21 protein-coding genes and 1 pseudogene are annotated in these 19,568 nt (G+C 73.9%); 10 read left to right on the top strand and 12 right to left on the bottom strand.

What is annotated here, in order from left to right; translation table 11 throughout:
• The first annotated feature begins 23 nt into the window (after positions 1-23).
• Positions 24-1,352, top strand: a complete 1,329-nt coding sequence (locus ACZ4VL_RS21220) for an NAD(P)/FAD-dependent oxidoreductase (RefSeq protein ID WP_468202064.1) — start codon at positions 24-26, stop codon at positions 1,350-1,352.
• A 116-nt stretch (positions 1,353-1,468) separates the two neighbouring features.
• Positions 1,469-2,080: pseudogene (locus ACZ4VL_RS21225) on the top strand (phosphatase PAP2 family protein); the annotation flags it as partial.
• A gap of 132 nt (positions 2,081-2,212) precedes the next feature.
• Here the strand turns inward: ACZ4VL_RS21225 and ACZ4VL_RS21230 are convergent.
• Together ACZ4VL_RS21230 and ACZ4VL_RS21235 are read right to left on the bottom strand one after the other, a co-directional pair.
• Positions 2,213-2,905, bottom strand: a complete 693-nt coding sequence (locus ACZ4VL_RS21230) for a response regulator (protein ID WP_468202068.1) — start codon at positions 2,903-2,905, stop codon at positions 2,213-2,215.
• On the bottom strand, positions 2,902-4,476 hold the full coding sequence (locus tag ACZ4VL_RS21235; RefSeq protein ID WP_468202071.1) for a sensor histidine kinase: 1,575 nt from the start codon (positions 4,474-4,476) through the stop codon (positions 2,902-2,904). The genes ACZ4VL_RS21230 and ACZ4VL_RS21235 overlap by 4 nt, the downstream gene beginning before the upstream one ends.
• 163 nt (positions 4,477-4,639) lie before the next feature.
• Between ACZ4VL_RS21235 and ACZ4VL_RS21240 the strand changes: the two genes are divergently transcribed.
• On the top strand, positions 4,640-5,173 hold the full coding sequence (locus ACZ4VL_RS21240; protein ID WP_468202074.1) for a DoxX family protein: 534 nt from the start codon (positions 4,640-4,642) through the stop codon (positions 5,171-5,173).
• A gap of 39 nt (positions 5,174-5,212) precedes the next feature.
• On the opposite strand, the gene ACZ4VL_RS21245 is transcribed toward ACZ4VL_RS21240, so the two are convergent.
• Entirely contained in the window at positions 5,213-5,938 is a 726-nt protein-coding gene (locus tag ACZ4VL_RS21245) for an SDR family NAD(P)-dependent oxidoreductase (RefSeq protein ID WP_468202077.1), read from the bottom strand.
• Positions 5,939-6,378: 440 nt separating this feature from the next.
• On the opposite strand from ACZ4VL_RS21245, the gene ACZ4VL_RS21250 reads away from it, so the two are divergent.
• The 3 genes from ACZ4VL_RS21250 to ACZ4VL_RS21260 all read left to right on the top strand — a co-directional run bounded on the left by ACZ4VL_RS21250 (position 6,379) and on the right by ACZ4VL_RS21260 (position 7,887).
• Positions 6,379-7,317 (top strand): amidohydrolase family protein, encoded by a 939-nt coding sequence (locus tag ACZ4VL_RS21250; RefSeq protein WP_468202079.1) that lies wholly within the window; start codon positions 6,379-6,381, stop codon positions 7,315-7,317.
• Positions 7,314-7,463, top strand: a complete 150-nt coding sequence (locus tag ACZ4VL_RS21255) for a hypothetical protein (RefSeq protein WP_468202082.1) — start codon at positions 7,314-7,316, stop codon at positions 7,461-7,463. Before ACZ4VL_RS21250 ends, ACZ4VL_RS21255 begins: the two co-directional genes overlap by 4 nt.
• 139 nt (positions 7,464-7,602) lie before the next feature.
• Positions 7,603-7,887, top strand: a complete 285-nt coding sequence (locus ACZ4VL_RS21260; protein WP_468202085.1) for a hypothetical protein — start codon at positions 7,603-7,605, stop codon at positions 7,885-7,887.
• Between the two features lie 6 nt (positions 7,888-7,893).
• On the opposite strand, the gene ACZ4VL_RS21265 is transcribed toward ACZ4VL_RS21260, so the two are convergent.
• From ACZ4VL_RS21265 to ACZ4VL_RS21280, 4 genes are all read right to left on the bottom strand, one after another.
• The gene (locus ACZ4VL_RS21265; protein ID WP_468202088.1) at positions 7,894-8,352 is read right to left on the bottom strand and encodes a C40 family peptidase; all 459 of its coding nucleotides are present in this window, start codon (positions 8,350-8,352) and stop codon (positions 7,894-7,896) included.
• Between the two features lie 277 nt (positions 8,353-8,629).
• Complete coding sequence (locus tag ACZ4VL_RS21270) at positions 8,630-10,051, bottom strand: AMP-binding protein (protein ID WP_468202091.1); 1,422 nt, start codon at positions 10,049-10,051, stop codon at positions 8,630-8,632.
• A 156-nt stretch (positions 10,052-10,207) separates the two neighbouring features.
• Positions 10,208-11,620 (bottom strand): MFS transporter, encoded by a 1,413-nt coding sequence (locus ACZ4VL_RS21275; protein ID WP_468202094.1) that lies wholly within the window; start codon positions 11,618-11,620, stop codon positions 10,208-10,210.
• 54 nt (positions 11,621-11,674) lie between these two features.
• Positions 11,675-12,682: a glutathione S-transferase family protein gene (locus ACZ4VL_RS21280; RefSeq protein WP_468202097.1), complete on the bottom strand. Its 1,008-nt coding sequence runs from the start codon at positions 12,680-12,682 to the stop codon at positions 11,675-11,677.
• A gap of 301 nt (positions 12,683-12,983) precedes the next feature.
• Between ACZ4VL_RS21280 and ACZ4VL_RS21285 the strand changes: the two genes are divergently transcribed.
• Positions 12,984-14,084 carry a PP2C family protein-serine/threonine phosphatase gene (locus ACZ4VL_RS21285; RefSeq protein ID WP_468202100.1) on the top strand — a complete coding sequence of 367 codons (1,101 nt, stop codon included), beginning with the start codon at positions 12,984-12,986 and terminating at the stop codon, positions 14,082-14,084.
• 330 nt (positions 14,085-14,414) lie between these two features.
• Here the strand turns inward: ACZ4VL_RS21285 and ACZ4VL_RS21290 are convergent, their stop codons facing one another.
• The 4 genes from ACZ4VL_RS21290 to ACZ4VL_RS21305 all read right to left on the bottom strand — a co-directional run bounded on the left by ACZ4VL_RS21290 (position 14,415) and on the right by ACZ4VL_RS21305 (position 17,392).
• Positions 14,415-15,170, bottom strand: coding sequence for a hypothetical protein (locus tag ACZ4VL_RS21290; RefSeq protein WP_468202103.1), 756 nt, complete (start codon positions 15,168-15,170; stop codon positions 14,415-14,417).
• 82 nt (positions 15,171-15,252) lie between these two features.
• Positions 15,253-16,398, bottom strand: a complete 1,146-nt coding sequence (locus ACZ4VL_RS21295) for an RNA polymerase sigma factor (RefSeq protein WP_468202201.1) — start codon at positions 16,396-16,398, stop codon at positions 15,253-15,255.
• 8 nt (positions 16,399-16,406) lie between these two features.
• The gene (locus ACZ4VL_RS21300) at positions 16,407-16,814 is read right to left on the bottom strand and encodes a YciI family protein (protein ID WP_404236343.1); all 408 of its coding nucleotides are present in this window, start codon (positions 16,812-16,814) and stop codon (positions 16,407-16,409) included.
• 152 nt (positions 16,815-16,966) lie between these two features.
• Complete coding sequence (locus ACZ4VL_RS21305) at positions 16,967-17,392, bottom strand: DUF1398 family protein (RefSeq protein WP_468202106.1); 426 nt, start codon at positions 17,390-17,392, stop codon at positions 16,967-16,969.
• Between the two features lie 105 nt (positions 17,393-17,497).
• Here ACZ4VL_RS21305 and ACZ4VL_RS21310 point away from each other — a divergent pair, with 105 nt between their 5' ends.
• Positions 17,498-17,941, top strand: a complete 444-nt coding sequence (locus tag ACZ4VL_RS21310) for a MarR family winged helix-turn-helix transcriptional regulator (protein ID WP_468202109.1) — start codon at positions 17,498-17,500, stop codon at positions 17,939-17,941.
• Positions 17,938-18,723, top strand: a complete 786-nt coding sequence (locus ACZ4VL_RS21315) for a DNA alkylation repair protein (RefSeq protein WP_468202112.1) — start codon at positions 17,938-17,940, stop codon at positions 18,721-18,723. Before ACZ4VL_RS21310 ends, ACZ4VL_RS21315 begins: the two co-directional genes overlap by 4 nt.
• Here ACZ4VL_RS21315 and ACZ4VL_RS21320 read toward each other — a convergent pair.
• A complete protein-coding gene (locus ACZ4VL_RS21320; RefSeq protein WP_468202115.1) occupies positions 18,707-19,126 on the bottom strand; it encodes a hypothetical protein in 420 nt (139 codons plus the stop codon). The two genes, ACZ4VL_RS21315 and ACZ4VL_RS21320, sit on opposite strands and share 17 nt — an antisense overlap.
• A 31-nt stretch (positions 19,127-19,157) precedes the next feature.
• Between ACZ4VL_RS21320 and ACZ4VL_RS21325 the strand changes: the two genes are divergently transcribed.
• Entirely contained in the window at positions 19,158-19,565 is a 408-nt protein-coding gene (locus tag ACZ4VL_RS21325; protein ID WP_468202118.1) for a CU044_2847 family protein, read from the top strand.
• Positions 19,566-19,568: the final 3 nt, after the last annotated feature.

Here is a 19,568-nt window from a genome sequence, read left to right on the forward strand (position 1 = left end):
CGGGCGATGGGAGGCGAGGAGACATGGACACGCAGCACCGATCGGGCACGGCCGTCGTGGTCGGCGGAAGCTACGCGGGGCTCGTGACGGCACGGGTCCTGGCGGACTTCTACGAGGAGGTCGTGCTCGTCGAGCGGGACCCCGTGGACGAGGACACCGGGACCCACCCGAGCGCCCCGCAGGGCCACCACGCGCACGCGATGCTCGCGAAGGGCGGCGAACTCCTGGAGGGGTTGTTCCCCGGGCTGCGGGAGGAACTGCGCGGGATGGGAGCGCCGGTGTTCGACTACGGCGAGGGGATCGACTTCCTCCTGCCGACCGGTACGGCACCGCGCAGCCGGACCGGGGTCGTGATCCAGACCTTCACGCGCGACGAGCTGGAGCGCCGGCTGCGGCGCAGGGTCCTCGCCCTCCCCCAGGTGTCCCTGAGGCACTCCACCCGGTGCGAGGGACTGCTGCGCGACCCGTCCGGCCGGGTGCGCGGCGTCAGGTGCGGGGGACCGGCGGGCACGCCCGCCGAGATCACCGCCGACCTGGTGGTCGACGCGTCCGGCCGCACCAGCAAGCTGGAGGAATGGCTGCGGGCCCTCGACGTCCGAATCCCCGCGAAGCGGGTGGTCAAGGCGAAGGTCACCTACACCTCGATGAACTTCCCCCGCGCCGAGGACGGTTCCCCGGACTTCCACATCGCCTACCAGATGCTCTCCGCGCCCGACGTGCCCCGCGCGGGCGTGCTCCTGGCCGTCGAACGCGACCGGTGGACCTGCTCCCTGTTCGGGTTCCAGGACGAGCCGCCGACCGACGACAGCGGCTACCTGGGCTTCGCCAAGAGCCTGGCCAACCCGCGACTGGCGGAGCAGATCGAACGGCGCACCGCGCAGGAGCCCACGTACCGCTACACCAATCCCGACAACCAGTGGCGGCAGTACCACGCGGTCAGGAACTGGCCGGACGGGCTCGTCGCCCTCGGGGACGCGGTCTGCGTCTTCAACCCCGTGTACGGGCAGGGACTGACGGTGGCGGCGCTGGAAGCGGACCTGCTGCGCCGGATGCTCGCCCGCCGCCGCGCCTCCGGCCGGAGCGCGCAGGGTCTCGGCCGGGCCTATCAGAAGCGGCTGGGACGCCTGCTGGTGGCGCCGTGGACCCTGTCCACCCACGCGGACCTGATGTGGAGCCCCGGCGGGCAGCCGCGCGCGGCGCGGATCGCGCACTGGTACAACGCCCGGCTGTTCCGCGTGGCCGTGAAGGACGAGGGCGTGTGGGCGCGTTTCGTGCGCGTGGTGAACATGACGGCGTCCCCGGCCCTCCTGTTCCATCCCGCGGTGGTCCTCAAGGTGCTCACCCGGGCCTGACGGTGCGCCGTCGTCGGCGGGCACCGCAGCGACGCCGTCAACCCCGACGTTCGTCGGGGGTGCGGGCCGCCGTTCGGCCGGGGCGCCCCCGGCCCGGCGTTCCTAACGTCGGGACCATGGAAACGATCAAGAAGTACGGGCGGCAGCCCGGACACCGCCTGCCCGCGGCGGGAGCGGTGATCGCCGCGGGCGCGGTCGCGGTGGCAGCACTGGCCCCCGGCGGAGGAACGGCCCCCGGCGGAGCAGAAGGCCCCGGCGGCCCGGTCACCGTCACGGGAGGAACCTCCGCGGCGGTGTACCGGGCCCTCGCGGGGGCGGTCGCGGACGGGCCGGCCTGGGTCCGGGCGGCGTCGGAGGCGGCGAGCGAGGGCACGCTGCTCCTCCTGGGCCTCCTGCTGGCACGGGCCGCGTGGCGGGCCCTGCGCGGCCGTGACGCACGGGGCCTGGCCGGGGTCGCGGTGGCTGCCGCGGGCACGGCCCTGGCCTACGGGACCAGCGAAGCGCTGAAGACCCTCGTCGACGAGGCCCGCCCCTGCCGCGCCGTGCCGTGGGCGGTGCGGGCCGTCGCCGACTGCCCCGCACCGGGGGACTGGTCGTTCCCCAGCAACCACGCCACCCTGGCCGCCGCGCTGGCGGTCGGCGTGGCGGCGATACGGCCCCCCGTCGCGGCCCTTGCGCTGCCGGTGGCCGGGGCGGCCGCGCTGCTGAGGGTGCTGGTCGGCGTGCACTACCCGCACGACGTGCTCGCGGGAGCGGTGCTCGGGGCGACGCTCGTGCTGGCCGTACGGCTCCTCGCGATGCCCGCGGCCGTCCGTGCCGCGTCGGCGCTCCTCCTACGGCCGCCGGGCCGCAGGCGCCGGCTACCCCATGGGTCCCGTGCCTCCCGTGCGGTCCGGGACGATGCCGGCCTCGTGCGCGGTCACGGCCGCCGCGGCCCGGTTGTCGACGCCGAGCCGCGCGAGGATGGAGCTGACGTGGGCCTTCACCGTCCCCTCCGCGAGGCCCAGGCGGCGGGCGATCCGTCCGTTGGACAGACCGCTGCCGAGGCAGCCGAGGACGTCCCGCTCGCGGGGGGTCAGGGCGTCCACCCGGGCGCGGGCGGCCGAGCGGCGGGAGGCCCGCGCACCCGCCCCCTCGGCGGCGAGGTGCGCGACGACGCGGGCGGCGACCTTCGGTGACAGGTAGGCGGCGCCGTCGGCCACGGCCCGGACACCGGCGATCAGTTCCTCCGGCTCACCCGATTTGATCAGGAAGCCCGCGGCGCCCTCGCTCAGGGAGCGCAGGATGTACTCGTCCTCGCCGAACGTCGTCAGCATCACCACCCCCGTCTCGGGGACGGTCCGGCGGATCTCCGCGGCGGCCTCGATGCCGCCGGTTCCCGGCATCCTGATGTCGAGGACGGCCACGTCCGGCCGGTGGCGCCGGACGAGTTCCACCGCCTCCCGGCCGTCGGCGGCCCGGGCCACGACCGTGAGGCCCGGGTCCGCGGCGAGGACCGCGGCGATGCCCGCGCGGATCATGGGCTCGTCGTCGGCGATCAGGATCCGGATCATCGGACGTCCTTCCCCGTGTAGGTGTCGGCGGAGACCAGGTGCCCGCCGCGGAAGCAGAGCCGGTAGAGGTCCCCGGAGCGGTCGTCGAACGGGTCGGCGGTCTGTACGTAGAACTCGCAGGCCGCGTCCGGCGGTGCGGGCGCGGGTACTGCCGGGCGGTGCGTGGTCTGGCGTTCCGGGAGGTACTGGGCCACCTCCGCCCGGGGCTGCCCGGGGCGCAGGCGCCCGTAGTCCTGCGGAGCGAGGACCGACTGCCGGGCCGTCGCGATGTCCCACGCCCGCACCGCGCTGACGAGGACCACCGCCGTGCCCAGCGGCACCAGGACGGCCGCGAAGGCGGTACGGCCGAGCCGACGGCTCGCGGTCCGGTGCTCCGGAGGCAGCCTGACCCCGGAGCTGCCGTCCGGGCCGGGAGGCCCGTCGGGCGCGGTGAGGTGGGCGCGGCCCCGCGGGGCGGCCGTCCGGGGGCCGTGGGGGAGGGCGGCCCGGACGGCGAAGCCCGTTCCCTCGGGCCCCGCGGCGAAGGTGCCGCCGGCCAGGTGTACGCGTTCGTGCAGGCCGATGAGCCCGAACCCGTGGCCTGCGCCGGAGGGACGCCCGGGCCGGACCGCCTCCGCGGCGGACGGGGCGGGCACGGAGGGCACGGAGGAAGCGGAGGGTGTCGGTTCGTTCGTCACGGCGAGGTCGATGCGCTCCTTGCCGTACCGGACGACGACGCTCGCCCGGTGGCCGGGCGCGTGCTTGGCCACGTTCGTCAGCGCCTCCTGCACGACGCGCCGGACGGCCCGGTCGGCGGTCGACACCGCGTCCCCGCCGTCCCCGCCGTCCCCGCCGTCCCTGCCGTTCCCGCCCCTGGGGTCCCCCTCCACGCACAGCCGGACGTCGAGCCCGGCCGCAGCCACCCGGTCGACGAGACCGCGGAGTGCCGGCAGCCCCGCCCCCGTACCGCTGCCCGGTTCCGGTTCCCGATCCGCCGGCCCGCGCAGGACACCGATCACCTCGCCGAGCCGCTCCACGGCCGCGCCCGCCCGGGCACGGATGTCCCCGGCGGCGGCCCGGCCGTCCTCCGACAGGCCGGGGGCCAGCTTCAGCGCTCCCGCGGACAGGGCGATGAGGCTGAGGTCGTGTCCCAGGAGGTCGTGCATGTCCTGCGCGATGCGGGTCCGCTCGCGCAGCCGGGCCTGTTCGGACACCAGGAGCTGCTCCCGCTCCAGCTGAGCGGCCCGTTCCCAGCCGGCCCGCACCAGTTCCCGGTACTGGCGCAGGAACCGGCCCGCGAACCACGGCAGCATCGCCGCCACCAGCAGTAGCCCCACGAACCTGCTCGCCAGGCCCAGCCACGTCGGCACCAGGAGGACGGCCACCACCGCGGCCCCGAGCACGGTCGTCAGTGCCAGCACCGTGCCCAGGCTCCGCCCCGGCTGCCGCCCGGCGGCGAAGGCGCACAGCGCCGCCGGCACCGCCCACCACAGGACGGCGCCGCCCGCCCGGACCGCGCCCATCGCTCCGAGGAAGAGCGCCGCGGACAGCACGGGCGCCGTCGCCCGGTTCCTGATGATCACTGACTCCATGGACGAAACCCTACGAAACGCCCTCGGACGCCGGGAACCGCACCTCGCCCGGCCCGACCCGGCCCCCGCCCGCCCTGGTTTACATCGCTCCGAGTGCGGTCAATACCAACCGGTACACCCCTGTCTCCGCCTGCTTGCCCGTCTCTTGACAGAAAGTGCAAGGATGTCCACTTCACCCAGGTACCCCGCGCCCCGAACGCCGACCGGTACGACGACCCCGTACGACGTCGGCCTACCGCTGCTCCGTCTCGTGCTCGGCCTGACCATGGCCATCCACGGCGTCCAGAAGCTGTTCGGGTGGTTCGACGGGCCCGGGATCACGTCCACCGGCATGTTCTTCGAGAAGGCCGGCTATCCGGCGGGCACGGCCATGGCCGTGATCGCCGGACTCTCCGAGCTGCTCGGCGGTCTGGGCGTGCTGTTCGGTCTGCTCACCCCGCTCGCCGCCGCCGCGATCGTCGGGGTCATGATCAACGCGATCGCCGTGAAATGGACCGGCGACCTGATCGGCCAGCAGGGCATCGAGTACGAGGTCCTGCTCGTGGCGTCCGCGGCCACGCTCGCCATCACCGGCCCCGGCCGCTTCTCCATGGACCACTTCATCCCGGTGCTCCGCGACCACCGCGTGATCTACGGGGTCGCGGCGTTGGGCCTCGGGGTCGTCCTGGCCTTCCTGGTCCTGCTGATCAAGGACTGACCGCCGGCGCCGATGCCCGGCCGAACGGCGGACTACCGGTCAGAGGGCGGTGCCCGTCTCCTCGGCCAGCCTCCGCAGGAGCAGGTCCTGGAACGCCTCGTCGTGAACGGCGCGGTGCGGCTCCTGCAACTGGCGGTGGTACCAGTACCCACCGGTGACCAGGGCCCGCGGGTCGTCCCCGGCGGCGAGCCACTCCTGGGTCCGGTGGCCGAGCGCGAGGTCGTCCGGTGCGTTCGGGCCGCCCATCCTGGTCGGCACCCAGCCGGGGTCCACGGCGTTGCTCAGCACCCCGGGGCGCAGGCGGGCCACCGCGGCCGCGAGCGCGGTGACGAACAGTTTGCTGTCGGAGTACGAGCCGGCGCTCCCGCCCCGCCAGTCGACCCCGGCGAGCGAGGGGTGCCCGCCGAAGTGCGAGCCGCTGCTCAGGTACACCAGCCGGCGCGGCCCGCGCAGCAGGGCCGTGAGCAGGTACGGTGCGACGATGTTGACCGGCATGACCGCCGGACCGCTCCACACGCCCGCGTTGTGGATGACCGCGTCGAGCGGCTTGCCCGCGTCCAACTCGTCGGCGATGCGCACCACGGCGTCACGCTCGGTGAAGTCACCCACGACGATGTCCGCGCCGCGGGCCAGCAGTCCGCTGAGGGCGGCGGCGCGGTCTTCGTTCCGGGCGTGCACCACGACCTCGTGCCCTGCGGAGAGCAGCGCGTCCGCAGCAGCGCGTCCCAGGCCCTCCGCGGAACCGGTCACCAGGATTCGGCTCATGATCGGACCCCGTCCTCTCGGCGGCCCCCGACGGTCCACCGCGGAAGCCCGGCCCCCGGACCTCACCCTGGCCTCCGACAGCCGTCTCCGCATCCCCGCCGCCCGGGCGGGTCCCCTTCCCCCGGCACGCCGTCCGCGCTGCCGGCGCCGGCTCACCCGGGTCAGGGACGCCGTGCGGTCGGCGGAGCGCAGCAGCTCCGTGGCGAGCGGCATGAGGACCTCAGCAGCCGGGCTGGCGGCCGACCCGCCCCGGCCTGTTCGACGACCTCGACCACGGCCACTGGTTCGTCGGCTGGTGAATGGGCCGGGCGGGTGGACCGGGGCGGGGCCGGGGCCGAGTGCGCTGGCGGCCGCCGCTGCGGTGGACTCTCATGGACAGCGGCCGCCCCGCGCAGCCCGGGCCGCACCGAGAACACCCCGGAGGGAGGGGCGCGCAAGCCGTGAACAGTGCCGCACGCATCGACGTCCACCAGCACGTGATCCCGCCCGACCGCATCCGCGCCATCGCCGACCGCGCCGCGGCCCTCGGCTGGCCGGCGCCCGCATGGGACGCCACGAGCGCCATCGCGATGATGGACCGCCGCTCGATCGCCACCGGCATCCTGTCGTACGCCGCCCCGCTCGCCGCCCCCGACGACCCCGAGGGCGCCCGCGCCACCGCCCGGGCGGTGAACGAGTTCACCGCCGAGCTGGTCAAGGACCGGCCGGACCGCTTCGGCAACCTCGCCGTCCTCCCCCTGCCGGACGTGGACGGGGCGCTCGCCGAAGCCGTCCACGCCCTGGACGAGTTGGGCGCCGACGGGGTGATGGTCCTGTCCAACGCCCACGGCCGCTACCTCGGCGACCCGGCGTTCGAGCCGCTCTGGGCCGAGCTGGGCGCGCGTGCGGCGGTGGTCCTCGTCCACCCGACGGCACCACCCGGGGCGATGGTCCCCGGCCTGCCCAGCCCGCTGGTGGACTTCCCGTACGACACCGCCCGGACCGCGCTGCACCTCGCCGTTGCCGGTGTCCCGGGCCGGTACCCCGGACTGAAGATGATCCTTCCCCATGCCGGAGGCTTCCTGCCGTACGCCGCCCACCGCTTCGCGGCCGCCGCCCGGCTCCGTCCGGGCACCACGCCCGAGGGCCTCATGGCAGAGCTGCGGCGCTTCTACTTCGACACCGCGTTCTGCGCGGGCCCCGCCTCCCTGCCCTCGCTGCTCGCCTTCGCAGCGCCCGGGCACGTCCTGTACGGCAGCGACTTCCCCATGATTCCCGAGGAGTGGTGCGACGCGTTCGACGACGGGCTGGACGACTATCCGCGTTGGGCGGACGGGCAGCTCCACGCGGTCCACCGGGGCAACGCCGAGCTGCTCCTGCCCCGTCTCGCACGGCCGTGACGCCACCGCCGGCCGTCGAGGACGGCCACCAGCGCCTGCTCTGGTTCACCGCACCGCCCGGCTCCGCCGGGGCGGTCCGGCTGGAGCTGCTGACCGTCATCGGCGGCCAGGACATGACGACCGCCACGGAGGACGGGTGCGGCTGAGCCCCGGGCCCAAGGCGCCGTTCGGATCAGGGCGGGCGGTCCTTTGCGGTGAACGCCGGACGGCCGGCGATCGTGGCTGCCGTCGCGCGGGTACGGCGTCCCCGCAACGAACCACCCGCAGCCATCGAGGAGACCAGCCATGTACGCAGCAGTCCGGCGGTACGAAGGGGTGACCGATGCCGCCGAGGCGGCACGCATCGTGCAGGACGGATTCGTGCCGCTCATGCGCCAGGTCACCGGCTTCGTGGCCTACTACTGGGTCGATGCCGGCGACGGAGTGATGGTGTCGACCAGTGTCTTCGAGGACCGGTCCGGTGCCGACGAGTCGATCGCGCGGGCGGCCGACTTCGTACGGGACCACCTCGCGTCACTGCTCCCCAACCCTCCCCAGGTCATGGCCGGGGAGGTCGTGGCCGCCGCATAGCGCGGATCAGTTGGCGCGGCCGTAACGGGCGTTCCCGGTCCAGATCCTTTCCAGCCGTACGCGGGTGCCGGGCCGGGGCGCGTGCCAGATCTTGTCGTGGCCGGCGTAAATGCCCACGTGTGCAATGGTCGAGCCGGCGGGAAAGAAGACCAGGTCTCCCGCAGCGCGCTGCCGGCGTGAAATGTGGTGGGTGCTCCGGTATTGCTGCTCGGCCGTACGGGGGAGTACCCGCCCGGCCTTTCGGAAGGCGTAGAGCGTGAGACCCGAACAGTCGAATTCCCTGGGACCCGTGGCGCCGTAGACATACGGTGCGCCTTCTTTCGAGGCGGCGATGGCAACGGCTCTGACCCCGTACGAGGAGGTCGCCTCGGCGGGCGTGGCGGAGGCGGATACCGTGGTCAGACAGATTATGATGATAAAAGCGAGAGAGTGGGGAGCGCATCGGGTTCTGTACGGGTCGGGCATCGTGACGGGCTTGCTGTGGTGAGCTGTGGGGCAGGGCAATCGTGATCCCTTCCGCATTCAGAGACGGGGAACGGCGGGGAAGGCCGCTCTTCGGTGATATGCGTACCGGCTCTCGACGACGGCCTATTGTTCTCAGTAAACGTGTACCGACGCTTTTCGGACACGCCGTGAAATATCTCGGTTGGGTAAAAGGGGCTGTGTAAATTCGGATGATGTGCGCAGCGGATTCGGTCGTTCGGGTTCCCGTGCCGGTCGGGGCCTTCTCCGGCCGTGCCCGTCAGCGGCCGGGCGGATCCTCGTGTCCGTCCCGCTGCGCGGGGTGGTCGATGCGCCCGGTCACCACGAGATCGCCTTCCGGGGTGCGCCGCGCCAGGGTGCCCGTACGGAAGTAGCCGTCTGCGGTGAAGCAGCGCGCATTGCGGTCGGGGGCCCGGTAGTAGCCCCGCAGGGTGTACGGGCCGCGGGCGAGGAGTTCGCCGGGCTCGCAGTCGGCTACGTCCCTGCCGTCGACGTCGACCAGGCGGATCTCGTCGTCGGGTGAGAGCGGGCGGCCCTGCGTGCCGAGGACGGTCCCGTCCGGATCGCCGGGCCGGGTGGCGGTGAGCGGCCCCTCGGGCATGTGGAAGACCTGCTGCAGGCGGCAGCCCAGTTCACGGCCGATCCGCTCGACGGTCGCCCGGTGTCGGGGCGCGCCGCCGATCTGCACGAGGCGCAGACTGCTCAGGTCGGCCCGGTTCGCGCTCAGTGCGTCGAGCCAGGGCGGGGCGGCGGTATCCGCTACCAGGGACGTGAGGGTGACCCGCTCCCGCCCGACGGCCCGGAGGCAGCCGGCGGGCTCCGGGTCCTCCACCAGGACGACGGTGCCGCCGACGGAGAGGGTGCCGACGATGCCGGGGCAGCCGAAGGCGAAGTCGCACCCGGCGGGCAGCGCGGCGAGGTACACGTCGTTCGCGGTGAGCGACACCAGCTCGGCGGCTGCCCGCGCCCGGTAGGCGTAGTCGTCGTGGGTGCGCGGGACGAGGAGCGGCTCCGCGGCGGCACCGGCGGAGAGCAGGAAGAACGCCACCCGGTCGGCGCCCTGCGCCAGCGCCGGCCGGGACGGGGCGTCGACGGACCCCAGCGGGAAGTAGTGGCAGCCCGACGGGTCCGTCGAAACACCGCCGTACGAGGACGAGGACGAGGACGAGGACGAGGGCGGGGGCGGGGCTTCTGGCGCATCGAGGGTGAACACCCGCCGCAGGAAGGGCCATCGGGCCGCGATCTCCGCGGCCATCGCCGTGTGGTCGAAGCCCCGGTACGACGAAGGACCGACGTAGCCCATGGCCTGGGTGACCCGCGCGACGTGGGACACCGCGGGCGCGCGCTCCGCGACGGGGCAGAGGACGGGGACCGCGCCGACCCGCATCAGCGCGAACACGGTGATGACGAACTCGGGAACGTTCGGCAGCTGGACGACCACCCGTTGCCCGGGTCGGAGGCCGCGCAGGTGGAATCCGGCGGCCATGCGGTCCACGCGCCGGTTCAGGGCCGCGTACGTGATGCGGGTGCCGCCCTGCACGAGCGCGGTCCGCGGTCCGTACTCCAGAGCCCAGCCGCGCAGCAGGTTGTCCAGCGTGTAGCCGCGCCAGTGCCCGGCCGCCCAGTAGCGGTCGACGAACTCCTCGGGCCAGGGCGTGCAGCCGTCGAGCACGGATGTCATGGGCTTCCCTCCGGGGGCGCCCCGCCCCCTCCTCCCCGGCCATACAATCCGTCAACGCCCGCGTACACCATGCGCTTTCCCCACCACGGACCCCGAATTCCCTCGGCGGAACGTCCAATGGGCGCCGCTGACCAGGAAGGACGGACCGGGTCGTCCTCAGGGGTCCCGGAGCGGAGCCCGGTCGGTACGGCGGGGAGCCGTCCTACGTCGGCGTACGGCCGCGGCGAGCGTGACGGCCAGCGCCGTGGAGAGGAGTACCGTGCCGCCCAGGCGCAGGACCGCGTCGTAGGCCTCCTCGGGCGGCCGCTGCGGGGTCGTCGCCGAGATGGCAGCAGCGGCGCCGGCCAGGGCGATCGCGCCCAGCGTGACCAGGAACGTCAGCAGGACGCCCGCCGCCTCCCCGGCCCTGGCGGGCGCGACGACCTGCTGGGTGGCCACGCCGGCGAAGGTGTAGCCCAGCCCCAACCCGAGGCCGCACCAGGCGAACACCGGTACGTACAGCCACCACGCCGTGACCTCGGTCAGTGCGTACATGCCCGTTCCCGCGACCGCACCCGCCAGCGCCATCACCGCGGTCGGCTCCAGGTGCCGGCCCAGTCGCGCACCGAGCGGCCCGCTGACCGCCACCATCAGCGCCGGGGCCAGGAACACCGTACCCGCCAGCAGCGGTGAGAGCCCGCGTACGCCCTGGAGGGTGAGGGTGGCGAGGAGGACGGTGACGGCGTACGCCATGTTGGAGAGCGAGCCCATCGCGGTGACCAGCACGTACGGCAGGTTCCGGAACAGTCGCAGGTCGATCAGCGGGTGCCGGGCCCGCCGCTCGCGGACCAGGAACAGCCCGCCGCTCACCGCCGCCGCGGCGAGGCAGCCGAGGGTGCGCGCGCTGCCCCAGCCCCAGGCGTCCCCGCGTTCCACGGCCAGGGTGAGCGCGGCCAGTCCGCACACGGTCAACGCGCAGCCCGGCAGGTCGAGCCCCCGCGGCGCGGACGGGTCGCGCGAGTCGGGGACGTACAGCAGGGCGGTGACCAGGGAGAGCAGGCCCAGCGGCACCATCAGCCAGAAGACCCAGCGCCAGCCCGGTCCCTCGGTGAAGCCGCCGCCGACGAACGGCCCCAGCGCGGTCCCGATGTTGGCGACGCCGAACACGGCGCCCAGGGCCCGGGCGCGGGTCTGCTCGGGAAAGGCGTTGGTGATCACGGATACGGACACCGGGAACACGAACGCCGCCCCCACCCCCTGCACGATCCGGGCCGCCACCAGCAGGCCGAGGCCGGGAGCCAGCGCACAGCCCACCGAACCGGCCGTGAACAGCGCGATCCCGACCAGCAGGGTGCCGCGCCGCCCGAACACGTCACCGGTACGGCCGCCGATGATGAAGAAGCAGCCGATGGCGAGCATGTACGCGGACAGGGTCCACTGCGCGGCCGAGACCGTGACGTCCAGCTCGGCGGCGATACCGGGCAGGGCGAGGTTGAGGGCGAAGAAGTCCAGCTGGATGCAGAACAGGGCGACGGCGACCGCGACGAAGGCGCCTCTCCGGGTGGCCGCCGGGGACTCGGGCCGTCGCATACGTCCAGCCTCCCCCGCCGGCCACGGCCCCGCCACGCCGGCCGGGCCGCCGCCTCAGGGGAGCGGGGTGTGTCCGAGCGGAACCGTTTCCTCGGGCGCGACCGGTCCGGGCGGGGTGCCGTCGCCGAAGGGCCGGCCGCCGAGGACGGCGCGGCCGTGCGGCGCGAGCCAGTCCGCCGGGTCGGGGCCGGCCGGCACGATCCCCGTGGGGTTGATGTCGGTGTGGACCAGGTAGTAGTGCCGCTTGATGTGGTCGAAGTCGACGGTGTCGCCGAAGCCGGGGGTCTGGAACAGGTCCCGGGCGTACGCCCAGAGCACCGGCATCTCCGTCAGCTTCTGCCGGTTGCACTTGAAGTGGCCGTGGTAGACGGGGTCGAAGCGGACGAGCGTGGTGAACAGCCGGACGTCCGCCTCGGTGAGCGTGTCGCCCACGAGGTAGCGGCTGCGTTCCAGTCGGGCGGAGAGCCGGTCGAGCCGGTCGAACAGCCGCCCGTACGCGTCGTCGTACGCCTCCTGCGTGCCGGCGAACCCGGCCTCGTAGACGGCGTTGTTGACGTCCCGGTAGACGACCTCGTTCACGGTGTCGATCTGCGCCCGCAGCGCGCGCGGGTAGAGCGCGGGCGCCCCGGGGCGGTGGTACCGCGTCCATTCCAGCGACATGTCGAGGGTGATCTGCGGGACGTCGTTGGTCACCACCTTCCCGCTCGGGACGTCCACGACGACCGGGACGGTGATCCCCCGTTCGTACCCCGGGTCCCGCGCGAGATAGGCCTCCTGGAGCCGCCGGATGCCGAGCACCGGGTCGCGTCCGCCGGGATCGAGGTCGAAGTTCCAGCTGCGCTCGTCGTGCACCGGGGCGGCGACGGCCATCGGCAGGGCCTGCTCCAGCCCGAGGAGCCGCCGCACGATCACGGCCCGGCTCGCCCAGGGGCAGGCCCGCCCGACCACCAGCCGGTAGCGGCCGGGCTCCACGGCGTAGCCGTCCCGCCCGTCGGCCGTGACCCGGGTGGTGATGTACCGGGTGTCACGGCCGTACTTGCTGCCACGGCTGACATAGCTCACGCCCGGCGCCTACCCGCATGCGGCGCGCACGAACGCGGACCGGACCGGCAGCCGCGGCTCGGCGCGGGCCACACCGTGGATGACGCAGGCGTGCAGACAGTGCGAGGGTTCGCCGGAGGCTGCTCCTGCCACACCGCCCCGGTGATCCGGTCCGCCCGATCACCCCTACGTACCAACGGCCGCGCCCCTCGCCGCGCCCCTCGCAGGGCCCGTCCGGGGCGGTGCCGGAGGCTGATCACCGAAGGGGGCGGCACGCTCGGCCACCACCCGATGCCGATTTCACCCCGATATGATGCGTTCTGTGATCAGGTCGAGACGGCTGGGGCGTCGTCGCCCTCCCTACGGCGGCCGGTGGGACGCTGCCCTGCTGTCACCGCTGATCGTGACCGTTCTCATCACGGCCCTGGCCTTCTCCACGCCGAGGGAGATCGCCTTCAGCCGCCTCCTGCCCGCCGCACCGGCACTGGCCGCCGCGATGTGGCCGGTCCTCCCCACGATCCTGCTCGGGGCGTTCTGCCTGCTGATCATGATCGGCCTGAGCTTCGCCTACACCGACCTGGGGACGCCGTACACCGCGGCCGCGATCGTCGCGGTCACCCTGGCGGCCGCCTACGCGAGTCATGTCCGGATCCAGCGGGAGGAGACGCTGCTCCACGTCCGGCTCGTCGCCGACGCCGCCCAGAAGGTGCTGCTGCGGCCGCTGCCGCAGCGCATCGAGGACGTCGAGATCGAGTCGCTGTACGTGGCGGCCCAGGAGCAGGCGCGGATCGGCGGAGACTTCTACGAGGCGGTCGACACGCCGTTCGGGGTCCGGCTGCTCATCGGCGACGTACGCGGGAAGGGCCTGGCCGCGGTGGGGGCGGCTTCGGCGGTGATCAGCAGCTTCCGGGAGGCCGTGCACGACCAGCCCGACCTGAGGGGCGTCGCCCACCGCCTGGAGGTCAGCATCTCCCGCCACAGCGCCGCCTACCCCGCCCTGGACCTCCCGGAGCGCTTCGCGACCGCCCTGGTCGCCGAGATCCCGCACGGCGGCGGCCACGTCAGGATCCTGAACTGCGGGCACCCCCCGCCCCTGCTCGTGCGCCGCGGCGAGATCCGCATCATGGAGCCCACCTCCCCGTGCCCGCCCCTCAACCTCGCCTCGCTCGTCGGGGAGCACTACTGCGTCGACACCTTCGTCCTGGCCCCGGGCGACGAACTGCTGCTCTACACGGACGGGGTCACGGAGGCCAGGGGCCGCGACGGCGAGTTCTTCCCGCTGCCGGAGTGGATGCGCGAGCAGAACCCGACGCCGCCCCGCGAGCTGCTCGACCGGCTCCACCGGGCCCTGCTCCACTACAGCGGCGGCAGGCTCGAGGACGACATCGCCGTCCTCGCCGTCCGGTGCGCGGACACCCGGTGACGGGTCTTCGACGGCGCTGCCGTCCTCAGGTCACGGGGAGCAGCAGCGCCATCACCGTGTAATGCCCACCACGCACACCGCGACGAACAGAGCAGCCGCGGCCGCCAGGACCTTCACGTACACCGCACGGCTGCGCGGGTCCGTGCAGCACGAGCAGCAGCCCCAGCGGCAACGGCAGGAGCACGGCCGCCCAGACGGCGGCGTGCTGCCACCGGCGAACGCGCTGCCGATCACTGCCCCCGAAGCCGTCCCCGGCGTCACTGCCATGCCGCCCCCCACCACGCCGACCCGGAACCGAACGCGTTCGACCATTTCACCGGTCCCGCCCCGTCACTGCGCGCGGACCCGCCGGACCACCACCGCCACCCGTGCCACCGCGACCGCGGTACCGGCGCCGACGGGCACGAGCGGCCAGAACACGGGACGGTGCCCGAAGGCCCCGCACACCAGCAGCACGAAGACGGCCGCCACTGCGACGACGAACCCGAGCGCCCAGGGCCCGAACCGGTCCTGCCGCTCCAGCCGCGCCCGGCCGCCGCGGCGGGCGAGGTAGCCGGCGGCGGTCACGGCCAGGGCGATCAGATACCCCATGACCAGCGGGTACAGCACGAACAGCACGATGTCCCAGCCCCCGGGGTGCCAGCCGGGCCACACGTTCCGCCCGTCGATCTCCACGAGCCGCCCGCGCCACAGGCCCGCCGTGACCGGCTGGCTCTCCCGAAGGCCGCGGACGGCGTCGTCCGGGACGCCGTCCACCGTCTTCCGCTCGTCCCCGACGCGCAGGTCGACCGTGTACTCGGTGTGGACGAACCAGTTGCCGCTGCCGCCGTCCTGGCCCCCGCCGTCCCTCCCGGACTCCGTGTGCGACGTCAGCTTCGTGACGGTGGCCCCGGCCCTGTGCAAGGACCCGTTCGACCGCGCGAGCGCGACGGCCGTCTCCTCGTACGTGCGCACGGCGAGCAGCACGATCAGGGCGGCCATCACGAGGCGGAACAGCACGCGCACCACGCGCGCTGCTCGTGCCGTCCCGGTCCGCCCCGTGCCCGCTCCCGTCGGGGACGTCGCGTCCGCGCCCGGTTCCTGCATCAGGCCCCCCTCGCCTCCGGTGGGGACGGGCGTGAGCCGCCCCCACCGGCTCACACGCCGACCGGCTGACCGCGGTTGCGGGTCACGGGCGCAGGCGCATGTTGAGCCGGGCGGCCTGGCGCGTCAGGTGGTCGTGCTCGGCGAGGCTGGGCGCCTTCCGGGCCGCCTCCGCGTACAGCCGGGCCGCCGTCGCCAGGTCGCCGTCGCGCTCGTGCAGGTGTGCCGCCACGGCCGTGTAGCGGGGCAGGGAACCGCTCAGTGCGGCGAGCGCCGCCAGCCCGGCCCGCGGTCCGTCGGCCTCGCCGACGGCCACCGCGCGGTTGAGCCGGACGACCGGGCTGTCGGTCAGGCGCGCGAGTTCGTCGTACCACTCGACGATCTGCACCCAGTCGGTCTCCTCGGCGGTAGGCGCGTCGGCGTGGAGCGCCGCGATGGCGGCCTGCGCCTGGAACTCGCCCAGGCGGTCGTGGGCCAGGGCCGCCTGCAGGACGCCGACGCCCTCGGCGATCAGCCCGGTGTCCCACCGCCGGCGGTTCTGTTCGGCGAGCGGTACCAGGCTGCCGTCGGGCATGGTCCGGGTGGCGCGCCGGGCGTGGTGGAGCAGCATGAGGGCGAGCAGTCCCTGCACCTCGGGGTGGTCGACCTGGGCCGCGAGCCGCCGGGTGAGCCGGATGGCCTCGGCGGCGAGGTCGACGTCGCCGGAGTAGCCCTCGTTGAAGACCAGGTAGAGGACGCGCAGCACGGTCGCGACATCACCCGGCCGGTCGAGGCGCACGCCGGAGACGGTGCGCTTGGCGCGGCTGATGCGCTGCGCCATGGTCGCCTCGGGCACCAGGTAGGCCCGGGCGATCTGCCGGGTGGTCAGCCCGCCGACGGCCCGCAGTGTGAGCGCGACCGCGGACGAGGGCGTCAGCGAGGGGTGCGCGCACAGGAAGTAGAGCTGGAGCGTGTCCTCCACCCCGGGTACGGGGCCGGGCGCCGGCTCCTGGTCGCAGAGGTCCTCGCGCCGGCGCCGGGCGGCGTCCGCCCGGGCCTGGTCGAGGAACTTGCGCCAGGCCACGGTGACCAGCCAGCCCTTCGGGTCCCGCGGCAGGTCGGCGGGCCAGGCGCGGACGGCCTCGACCAGTGCTTCCTGCACGGCGTCCTCGGCCGCCGCGAAGTCGGCTCCGCGGCGGACGAGGATCCCGAGCACGCTCGGCGTGAGATCGCGGAGCAGCGCCTCCTCCATCAGGGAGGTCACTCGGTGATGGTGGGCGGCGCGGCCAGGAACGGGCGCACCTCCAGCCACTCGTGGATCGGCTTCCCGCCGGCCCCCGGGGCGGCCGACAGTTCCCCGGCCAGCTCGACGGCGCGGTCGTAGCCGTCGACGTCGATCACCATCCAGCCGGCGATGAGGTCCTTGGTCTCGGCGAACGGGCCGTCGGTGACCGGCGGGCGCCCCTCCCCGTCGTACCGGACCCATGCCCCCTCGGGGGCGAGCGCCTGACCGTCGACGAACTCGCCGCTCTTCTCCAGCCGGGCCGCGAAGTCGTGCATGTACTGCATGTGCGCCGAGATCTCCTCCGGCGTCCACTGGTCCATGGGCACGTCGTTGACCGCGGCCGGAGCGCCACGGTAGTGCTTGAGCAGCAGGTACTTGGCCATGGTGTCTCTCCTCCGTGCTGTGCGACCCATTCTGGCCGCGTGCACCCCGGGGACGGAGCCGGCCACGGATTCTCGACATCGCCGCCCGAGATTTTTTCGGGCTTCCCGGACGGGCCCGGACGAGGGGTCCGCGCGCGGGCGGGGCGGGCGCCTCAGGGAAGGGTCACGGCCGGGTAGTCCTCGGTGTGGCTGTCGCCGCCGGCGCCGTGGTACGTGCAGGTGCGGGCGGCGGTGTCGACCTCGTACCAGACGATCCCGGCCTCCCAGCAGCCGCGGACGAACTCGGGGAACGTCGTCCGGCCCGCCTGGTCCGCGCGCAGGGCCGCGACCAGCGCCGCCCGGTCGAACGGGGGTGCCACCGCGAAGCCGGTGACCAGGGGTTCGCCCTGGACCACGACATCGCCGTGCTCGGTCAGGTACAGGAAGGCGTTGGCCGGGACGGCCATCCGGCAGCGGGTCACGCCGGCCTGGCGCAGGCTCTCCGCCAGGTACGGGAATCCCCCGACCCTCGGGCGTACGGCGGCGCCGCGCTCCAACGCGTCCTGGAGTCGGGTGATGGGATCGGTGGCGGTCGTCATGGCGCTCTCCTGATCTCCTGAGGTCGACGTTCCGGATATGGCATCATGATGACAAACGGACAACGTGTTGTCGAATGTTCGAGTGGTGGGAGGTGGAACCCGAGGATGGCGGACGAACTCGCCCTGCTCGTGGCCGACGTCTTCGAGGCCGCCGGCGCGCTGCGACGCTCCGGCGAGGCCCTGGCGGCGGCGGAAGGACAGACGCAGGCGCGCTGGCAGCTGATGAGCGCGGTCAGCGAGGAGCCCCTCCCCGTGGCGCGGGCCGCCCGCCGGCTCGGCGTCGCACGCCAGGGCGTCCAGCGCATCGCCAACGAGCTCGTGCGCGACGGCTTCGCGGAGCTCCGGGACAACCCCGACCACCGCACCTCGCCCCTCCTGGCCCTGACCGCCGCCGGGCAGGAATCCCTGGCCGCGATCACGGCCCGCGCCGGGGCCGCGCACCGGACGATCGGGGAGGGCCTGACGGACACCGACCTGGCGGCGGTCCGCGAGGTGCTGCGACGGTTGACCCGGCAGGCGGACGAATGGACCGGGGGAGCGCGATCGTGAACGACGCACGGCACTCGAACGACCTCACGGGCGCGGCCGACACCCTCCGGGCGGTCCTGGCAGCGGCCCCCGACCCCGTACGGGCCGAGCAGCAGCGCGCCTACCTGCACAGCGACCTGCACCACCTCGGTCTCGGCGTCCCCGAACTGCGGCGCCACGTCACGTGCCTCCGGCGGACGCTGGGAGCGCTCCCGGGCGCCGACGTCCGCTCCCTCGCCCGGGAGCTGTGGCGCGCACCCGACGGCTCTGCCCGGCCCGTGTTCGAGTACCGCTGGGCGGCCGTGGAGATCCTGGTCCAGTACGCGGGCAGGGGCGCCCTCGACGCCGGTGACCTCCCGGAGATCGAGGCCCTGCTGCGGGAGTGCCGGACCTGGGCGCTGGTCGATCCCCTGGCCGTCCACGGCGCCGGCGCGATCGTCCTCCGTACACCCGGACCCGACGTCGGTGCCGTCCTGGACCGGTGGATCGCGGACCCCGACTTCTGGCTCCGCCGTTCCGCGCTCCTCGCCCTGTTGCCCGCGACCCGTGCGGGCCGCCCCGACCTCGGCCGACTCGCCCGCTACGCGGACGCCCTCGTGGACGAGCGGGAGTTCTTCCTGCGCAAGGCCCTCGGGTGGGTGCTGCGCGAGACCTCCACCCGTGACCCGCGCTTCGTCGTCGACTGGCTGGACCGGCACGGCTCGCGCGTCGCCCCCCTGACCCGCAAGGAGGCCCTGCGCCGCCTCGCGGGGAGCGGCGGCGGGGGGCCCGGTGCTGGAAGGGGTGTCACCACCCGCCCCTGAGGTCGGTCACGTAGAGGGAGGCGGCCGCACGCTTGACCGCGTACAGCTTGGGCGGGGCCTTCTGGGTGCCGCCCACGTAGACGGCGGGGCTCGAATCCGTCCGGTACCGCTTCTGGAGGCCGTCGCCGGCGGTGGCATTTCCGCTGGTGGCGTTGTTCTGGCCGTCGCCGGAGACGGCCTCCCCACCGACGGTGTCGCCCTGGCCGTCACCGACGGTGTTCCCGTTTCCGGCGATGTCCGTGGGGGCCGCGATCGCGGTGGCAGTGCGTGCGGGGGCCGGGGCGGCGAAAGCGCTGGTGTGCCCGAGGCCTTTCCCGGGCCGCAGCGCGCCGCCCGCCCGCGGGGCCGGTTTTCCTGATGGTGCGTCAACTCCCGCCCCGGAGAGCACCCGTTTCGCTACCATCCCAGCTTCCGGGCGATGGTTGGAGGGTGCAATGAGCGAACGGTCGGTCCACACGGTCGAAGTGCCTCTCGAAGACGGTGGCGGCGGCGAGACGATCCGGGTGCAGATCCGCGAGGTGGACGAGGCCCTCGTACGGGTCGGCCGCGGCGGCCGGTCCGTGGCGCGGGCCGAGCGGTCGTTCGGGCAGATGCTGGACACCGTGCGGCCTGTGGCGGAGAGCTTCGTGGGGCGGTTCCGGGGACTGGCCAACGCTCCTGACGAGATCACCCTGGAGTTCGGGGTGTCGCTGTCGGCCGAAGCCGACGTGGTCATAGCCAGCACCGCGACCGCGGCCAACTTCTCCGTGAGCCTGACCTGGAACAGGCCTGACCCGCAGCCCGCCCCCGTCGGCGATGCGCAGCAGGGCGGATCGCGCGGACCGCACGGATCTCAGGGCTGACGG

The sequence above is a fragment of the Streptomyces sp. NPDC029014 genome (genome assembly GCF_055564695.1).